This is a genomic window from Luteitalea sp. (assembly GCA_009377605.1).
Classification (GTDB): domain Bacteria; phylum Acidobacteriota; class Vicinamibacteria; order Vicinamibacterales; family Vicinamibacteraceae; genus WHTT01.
The window spans coordinates 1-6,792 of the sequence record WHTT01000162.1 but is presented as its reverse complement, the minus strand read 5'-3'; the positions used below and the strand labels follow the sequence as shown (position 1 = coordinate 6,792).

General features: G+C 64.8%; 8 protein-coding genes. 5 read left to right on the top strand and 3 right to left on the bottom strand.

What is annotated here, in order from left to right; all coding sequences use genetic code 11:
- On the bottom strand, positions 1 to 704 hold a 704-nt coding region (locus GEV06_27790; GenBank protein ID MPZ21660.1), incomplete at its 3' end, for a hypothetical protein.
- Positions 705 to 872: 168 nt separating this feature from the next.
- Between GEV06_27790 and GEV06_27785 the strand changes: the two genes are divergently transcribed.
- Entirely contained in the window at positions 873 to 1,412 is a 540-nt protein-coding gene (locus GEV06_27785) for a hypothetical protein (GenBank protein ID MPZ21659.1), read from the top strand.
- A 41-nt stretch (positions 1,413 to 1,453) separates the two neighbouring features.
- Here the strand turns inward: GEV06_27785 and GEV06_27780 are convergent, their stop codons facing one another.
- Positions 1,454 to 2,137 carry a metalloregulator ArsR/SmtB family transcription factor gene (locus GEV06_27780; GenBank protein MPZ21658.1) on the bottom strand — a complete coding sequence of 228 codons (684 nt, stop codon included), beginning with the start codon at positions 2,135 to 2,137 and terminating at the stop codon, positions 1,454 to 1,456.
- Positions 2,138 to 2,285: 148 nt separating this feature from the next.
- Between GEV06_27780 and GEV06_27775 the strand changes: the two genes are divergently transcribed.
- The 4 genes from GEV06_27775 (at position 2,286) to GEV06_27760 (ending at position 6,392) form a co-directional block, all read left to right on the top strand.
- Positions 2,286 to 3,170: a sterol desaturase family protein gene (locus GEV06_27775; GenBank protein MPZ21657.1), complete on the top strand. Its 885-nt coding sequence runs from the start codon at positions 2,286 to 2,288 to the stop codon at positions 3,168 to 3,170.
- Positions 3,171 to 3,178: 8 nt separating this feature from the next.
- Positions 3,179 to 3,613: a hypothetical protein gene (locus GEV06_27770; GenBank protein MPZ21656.1), complete on the top strand. Its 435-nt coding sequence runs from the start codon at positions 3,179 to 3,181 to the stop codon at positions 3,611 to 3,613.
- On the top strand, positions 3,610 to 3,858 hold the full coding sequence (locus GEV06_27765) for a hypothetical protein (GenBank protein MPZ21655.1): 249 nt from the start codon (positions 3,610 to 3,612) through the stop codon (positions 3,856 to 3,858). The genes GEV06_27770 and GEV06_27765 overlap by 4 nt, the downstream gene beginning before the upstream one ends.
- A gap of 92 nt (positions 3,859 to 3,950) precedes the next feature.
- Positions 3,951 to 6,392 carry an FtsX-like permease family protein gene (locus GEV06_27760; GenBank protein ID MPZ21654.1) on the top strand — a complete coding sequence of 814 codons (2,442 nt, stop codon included), beginning with the start codon at positions 3,951 to 3,953 and terminating at the stop codon, positions 6,390 to 6,392.
- 6 nt (positions 6,393 to 6,398) lie between these two features.
- On the opposite strand, the gene GEV06_27755 is transcribed toward GEV06_27760, so the two are convergent.
- Complete coding sequence (locus GEV06_27755; GenBank protein ID MPZ21653.1) at positions 6,399 to 6,776, bottom strand: hypothetical protein; 378 nt, start codon at positions 6,774 to 6,776, stop codon at positions 6,399 to 6,401.
- Positions 6,777 to 6,792: the final 16 nt, after the last annotated feature.

The window sequence follows — 6,792 nt, the reverse complement described above, 5'->3', positions numbered from 1 at the left end:
ATCTTGGACGTCACGAAGTCCGGGGTGACCTGATCCACGGTCAGTCCTTGTCCGTTGACGCCCCAATTCTCCGAATCGAAGAAGAGGAGGCCGCCAGCCTTGTGGTACGTCGTCGGTTTCCGGAATCGGACACCACCTCCCTCGATGGTGAAGTCGTAGGCGAACTGCTCGAGGCGCCCGCTGTCTGGATCGAACCAGAACATGAAGGTCCTGTGCCCGTCCGGCGCCACACCGCCTGGGAATTGCGCCTTCACCTTGTGGAGCTGTCGGCCGTTCCAGGTTTCGAGACCGAGGTCCTCATTGGTCGGACCTTGAAACGCGGCCGAGCCATTGAGCCCATAGGGAAGGAATGGGAGGAACACACGCGACATGACGAAGGTTCGCGCCTCGTCCGCCGCGTGCCCGTCGAGCGTCTGCCATCCATTGCTGCTCGATCGAGCGAGCTCGCGGTCCGTGTAACGCGTCTTCTCGCCTTCGGCCGAGACGATGTACTCGAAGCGCTCTCCGTCGAGCGTGGCCTCGACGTCGAAGCCACCCGACCCGGACGATATCGTGAAGGAGACCTGCGCCTGCTCGTACGTCGCACCCCCATGGAACGCGATGGCTTTGTCGACGAGGGGTGGATCCGCGGCCAGCGGCCAGACACCGAGCACGATGAGATTCACCGCCACCGCCGTGCACGCGATACTCGAGCGCCAGCTCATCGACTCCTCCTGAATCCCGTTCGGCTCACGTTTGGACGAAATGCTTCTGCAGCACGGTCAACAACGCCTGATAGATAGGATTGCACAGCTCGCCAACGGCCCGGTCGTCCGGTGAGTCATAGGTGGATTCCCAACGTTAGGGTACCATGTGGCCGCGTTTACGATTGGGTGGCGGACGCACGGACCGCCATCCGCGCCCGCGGCGACGACCCGGTGCCTCTCAGCGTCGAACCGAGCGGCGCGGAGTTCGCGCAGCCAGTGAAGGCGTTCGAGACAGCGAGCGGCTCCAGGCCTGAGCCGGATCCGAAGGGGCGCATCTATCGGGACCGGGGCGGGCTCATTCACCTGGAAGCCCTCACCGTGCCGACCGAGGTCGCGCCGGGAGCGACCACCCGCGCCCACGTGGTGCTGCGCCCGAACCTCGCCCGAAAAGCTCACTGGAACAATGAGGTCGATGATCTCGTGCTTTGGGTGAACCCGCCCGAGGGCTGGCAGGTCGACGCTCGATATCTCACCGTGCCGCGACCGAAGCAACCTGTGAGTCAGGAAACCCGGCGGGTCGAGTTCGAGTTGCGCTCCCCTGAGACAGTTGCCGCCGGCCGCGTCAGGATTCCGGCGTATACCCTCTACTATGTCTGTGAAGATGTGGACGGCACCTGTCTCTATCAGCGGCAGGACCTCGCGCTCGACGTGCGGGTGCGCCGCTGAGTGATCCGCGTGTTCGTCGCCACGCAGCTGGAGTCAGGCCATTACGTAACATCGATCGGGAACCCAGCCGCCCTCCATTCCGGTAACCCGTCAACGAGGCGCCGCGCGGTAAAGCCTCGGCTGCGCAGTAGCGCCACCGCCTCGTACGAGAGCACGCAGTAAGGGCCGCGGCAGTACGCGACGATCTCACGTGACGGATCCACCTCGGCGAGTGGCGCTGAGCCTTCTCGAAGCCGATCCTCGAGCTGGCGAAGCGGAACATTCACCGCGCCCGGCAGGTGACCGAGCGCGAACTCCTCGGCTGGCCGCACATCCAGGATCGTCACCAGGCCCTCGCGCGATCGCTCGAGGAGCTCTTCTCGCGACACCGGTTCCAGGCTGTCCCGGTCGGCGAAGTAGCTGCGCACGATGCGCTCGACCTCGGCGAGCTGCCGTTCAGCAATGCCCCGCACCGTCCCCAACAGCTCGAGCACCGATTCGTCCGCCAACCGATACACCACGAACTTGCCGTCGCGGTGCGAGGTGACCAGTCCGGCGCGGCGCAACTGCTGCAAGTGCTGCGACGCGTTGGCCACCGAGAGGCCCGTCCGCTCGGCCAGTAGCTCTACTCGCCGCTCGCCCTGAGCCAGCTGCTCGATCAACTCCAGACGAGCGGCGTGGCCGATGGCCCGCGCCACTCGGGCGAACAGCTCGAAGAGTGCGTGTTTGGGGCTCTTGTTCAGCACAGGCAGTTAGTCTATCATTCAATATAGTGATTGATTAACTGAATCACCGACTGAATTCGCAACCGACGTCGTCCGTCGTCTTCTCTCCGACGCGACAGAACGGTGGCCAAGAACGACGTCCGATCTCCCTTTCCACCCCCCGGCATGAATGGTGAACACCGTGATCACGCACGAAAGCCTGACCCGCCTGGCGATCTTCCTGGCCATCTTGGTCGCGATGGCCGTCTGGGAGCTGCTGGCACCGCGCCGGCCGCAGGACTTCGGGCGCCGCCTGCGCTGGCCTGCCAACCTCGGCATTGCCGTCATCGACACGCTCTCGCAGCGGGTCGTGTTGCCCTCGGCTCTGGTCGGGTTCGCGCTCCTCATCGAGTCGCGCGGCTGGGGGCTCTTCGGTGTGCTCGGGTGGCCAGCCTTGATGACGATTCTCGCATCGATCATCGCGCTCGACCTCCTGATCTACCTGCAGCACGTGCTCTTCCATGCCGTGCCCGTGCTGTGGCGCCTGCATCGGATGCATCACAGCGATCTGGAGTGCGACGTGACGACCGGCGTGCGATTCCATCCGGTGGAGCATCTGCTCTCGATGGGATTCAAGGTGGCAGCGATCGCCGCACTCGGGGCCCCGCCCGTGGCCGTTCTGGCGTTCGAGGTGCTGCTCAACGCAACCTCGATGTTCAATCACGCGAACATCCGCATGCCCCGTGCGATCGATCATGTGCTGCGCTGGATCGTGGTCACCCCCGACATGCATCGTGTACATCACTCCGTCCGCCCCGAAGAGACGAACAGTAACTTCGGGTTCAACCTGCCCTGGTGGGACCGGTTGCTGGGCACGTACCGGCCGGGGCCAGCGGCCGGGCATGACGGCATGACGCTTGGCGTCGAGCAATTCCGGTCGCCGCGGGATCTGCGACTGCGACGACTCCTGATTCAGCCGTTTCTCGATCCATCATCCGACTATTCCATTCATCGTCAGACTGAGAATTCTCACAGTGGCGGGGAATTCTCAGTGATCCGACCGAGCCGGCGGTAGTGTTAGCCTTGCCCACTGCGGCCGTGAAGGCCTGCGCTAGGGGAGCCGATCGGCTCCAACAACAGCCTGCGGCTGTCCCGCAGCTCGTCGCGGCGCTCGATTTCAGTCTCTCGAAGCCGAAGCAGATCGTCATTGCCGGGCGGGCCGATGCGGCTGATACGCGCGCGATGCTTCGACTCGTGCACGATCGCTTCATCCCGAATAAGATACTGCTGCTCGCCGATGCGGGCGAGGGGCAGCGCCAACTGGCGCGCTGGCTCCCGTTTGTCAAGGGCGTGAGCCGAAAGGACGGGAAGGCCACCGCGTACATCTGCGAGGACTACGTGTGCCAGTTGCCCACCGCTGATCTCGAGGTGGCGGCGCGCCTGCTGGACGGCACGTGGGCGCCTGGAGCCCCCGACGCGCAAGCAGCGTCCGAACGGCAAAAGGAACTCGAACCATGACGAGAGCAGGCCCCGTTGGCAGAAACGCCGCGTGTCCGTGTGGCAGCGGCAAGAAGTTCAAGCGATGCTGCGGGGCGAAGAAGCAAGTCCTAGGCGCTCGTGAGCGCGTCTTCCTGATTGCGCTCATCTGTGTGGTCATTGCCGCCATCGTGGTGGGTATCACCTCGTTCAACCAAGATGCTGGCTCGCGCGCGCCGCAGCGCGTGTGGTCGGATGAGCACGGGCACTGGCACACCGTGCCGTAGGTCGGCCATCGCTGACACCGATTCTCCGATTGATCGCACTATGACTTTCGGCACGGGTCCCCGCATGGCGACCCGCCTAGAATGGTGTCGCCATGATGGACACCTTCTGGCAAGACCTCCGCTACAGCCTGCGCATGCTCCTGAAGCGGCCGGGCTTCACGGCTGCGGTCGTGATCACGTTGGCCCTGGGCATTGGCGCCAATGCCACGATCTTCACCTGGATCAAGGTGATCTTCCTGGAGCGCTTGCAGGGCGTTGACCAGCCGGACGACCTCGTCGAGATCTGGGGCGCCACGCGCAACAACTCCGCCCTCTCGCTGTCCTACCCCGACTACGTGGACCTGCGCGACCGCAACGAGGTGCTCTCGGGTGTCGTCGCTCATCAGGTACTGCCCGTCAATCTCGGGCGCGGAGGCACGCCGGAACGCGTACGCGGCGCGATTGTGTCCGGCAACTACTTCGACGTGCTCGGTGTGAAGGCGCTCATCGGGCGCACATTTCTCCCCGAAGAAGATCGGACGCCGAACGCTCGCCCGGTCGTCGTCATGGGCTATGGATTGTGGCAACGCCGCTTCGGCGGCGATCCCAACATCGTCGGCCGAGCCGTCACGCTCAATGCGCGCGACTTCATCGTCATCGGCATTACACCGAAGGAGTTCGGGAGCAGCTTCTCGGGAATCGTCCTCGATGTGTGGACGCCGGTGATGATGAAGGACTACATCGCCCGTCCGCATTTCTCGTTGACGGACCGCGGCAGTCGCTGGCTGATGGTGATGGGCCGGCTCCGGCCTGGCGTGACCGTGGACCAGGCGCGCGCGAACATCGTGTCTCTAGCGGCTCAACTGGAGCGTGCCTTTCCGCAGACGAATGAACAGATGGGCGCGGACGTGTTCTTGCTCACGCGGTCGCCGTTCAGCCTGAAGCAGAGCCTTCAGTCGTCACTCGCCGTGCTGATGACTGCCGTGGCTATCGTGCTGCTGATCGCCTGCGCGAACGTGGCCAACCTGCTGTTGGGCCGCGCTGCCTCGCGACGGAAGGAGATCGCGCTACGTCTGGCCCTGGGCGGAAGCCGGCAGCGATTGGTGCGACAGATGTTGTCCGAGAGTCTGGTGCTGGCGTCACTCGGCGCCGCCCTCGGGCTGACCCTTGCCTTCTGGAGCGCCCGTTCACTTCCTGCCTTCCTTCCACCGCTCGGGGTGGACGTGAGCTTCGATACCAGGCCGGACGCCGTCGTCTTCGCATTCACCCTGGCCCTGACCGTGGTGACCACGATCCTGTGCGGCCTGGCGCCGACGCTCCACGCGTCCAAGCCGGATCTGGTCGCCGCCTTGAAGGACACGACGACAACGCCGGAGCGCGGCGTGCGCCGGATGTCTCTGCGCCACGCGCTCGTGATCGCTCAAGTCGCGCTCTCGATGGTCGCGTTGATCAGCGCAGGCCTGCTGGTCCGTAGTCTGCGGGAGGCATCTCTGGCGAATCCAGGTTTCGATCCCGAGCGCGTGCTGCTCGCCTCGTTCGATCCCTTTCTGAGCGGTTACGACGAGAGCCGCGGGCGTGAGTTCTATCGCCGGCTCGTCGAGCGCGTGTCGACGCTGCCAGGGGTCGAGGCGGCCACGCTGGCGCGCCGGCTCCCTCTCACGCTGAGCGGCATCGCGTTCGCGACTGTGGTGATTGATGGCTATGCGCCCGCGCGTGCCGAAGACATGCGCTTCAACTACGAGACGGTCGGGCCCGATTACTTTCAGACCATGCGGATCCCGTTGGTGCGTGGCCGCGAGTTCGATGAGCGCGATCGCGATGACACGCAGCGCGCGGTCATCATCAACGAGACGATGGCGCAGCGCTACTGGGCTGGAGGGGATGCGCTCGGGAGACGCCTGAACGTGGAGGGCGAATGGCTCGAGATCGTCGGCGTCGTCAAGGACGTCAAGAACCGGAGCTTGAGTGAAGCGCCTCAGCCTTTCTTCTACCTGCCGTTGCTGCAAGACTATCGCTCCAACATGATTCTGGTCGCGCGCACGGCCTTGGAGCCGGAAGAGATGCTGCATGCGGTGGAGGGCGAAGTCGCCGCCCTCGACCCGGAGATGCCGGTCTTCGACCCCGACACCTTGCGGGAGCACCTCGGGGTCTCGCTGTTTCGCCAGCGCATGGCGGCAACGCTGCTGAGCCTGTTCGGTCTGCTCGCGCTTACGTTGTGCGCCGTTGGACTCTACGGTGTAATGGCGTATACGGTCAGCCGGCGCACGCGAGAGTTGGGCATCCGCATTGCCGTGGGCGCCACCACCGGTGATGTCCTGAAACTCGTCCTCGGGCAGGCGCTGCTCTTGTCAGCCATCGGAATTGCCGCCGGTTTCATCACGGCCTTAATGGTGACTCGGTTCTTGGTGGCCTTGTTGTACGGAGTTGGCCCTGCCGATCCCGTGACCTTCGCGGTGATCGCAATCGTGCTGCTCGGAGTCGCGTTCGCGGCAGGCTATCTCCCCGCACGCCGTGCGATCAGGATCGACCCGACGATCGCGCTGAAGATCGAGTGACCCGCCTTACCGTCTCCAGCGGAAGTATCGCTCCAGGAGCCGGCGCACCCTGGGCGTGAGGCTCGACCGCCGATAGGCATCGCCCAGGCGCCGAATGACCTCGGCCTGCGTGGGATACGGAAGGATGGTCGACGAGAGCGCCGCTGCCTCGAGCCCGGAGGTCATGGCGAGCGTCACTTCGCCAATCATCTCGCCAGCGTGCCGCGCCACGATCGTGGCGCCGAGGATGCGCCCACGGCGACCGTCGACGTGCAGGCGCGCGAAGCCGTTCGTCTCGCTGTCGAGCACCGCACGGTCGATCTCCTCGAGCCCGAGGACCTGCCGGTACGCCGCGGCCACCCGTTCCTCCATCGGGGTGGCGGGAACCGTCTGGTGCTGGTCCACGGGGGACGTCGGGACC

Coding starts and splice junctions, on each gene's coding strand:
- GEV06_27775 (MPZ21657.1), top strand. CDS start 2,286: ATGGTGAACACCGTGATCACGCACGAAAGCCTGACCCGCCTGGCGATC.
- GEV06_27765 (MPZ21655.1), top strand. CDS start 3,610: ATGACGAGAGCAGGCCCCGTTGGCAGAAACGCCGCGTGTCCGTGTGGC.
- GEV06_27760 (MPZ21654.1), top strand. CDS start 3,951: ATGATGGACACCTTCTGGCAAGACCTCCGCTACAGCCTGCGCATGCTC.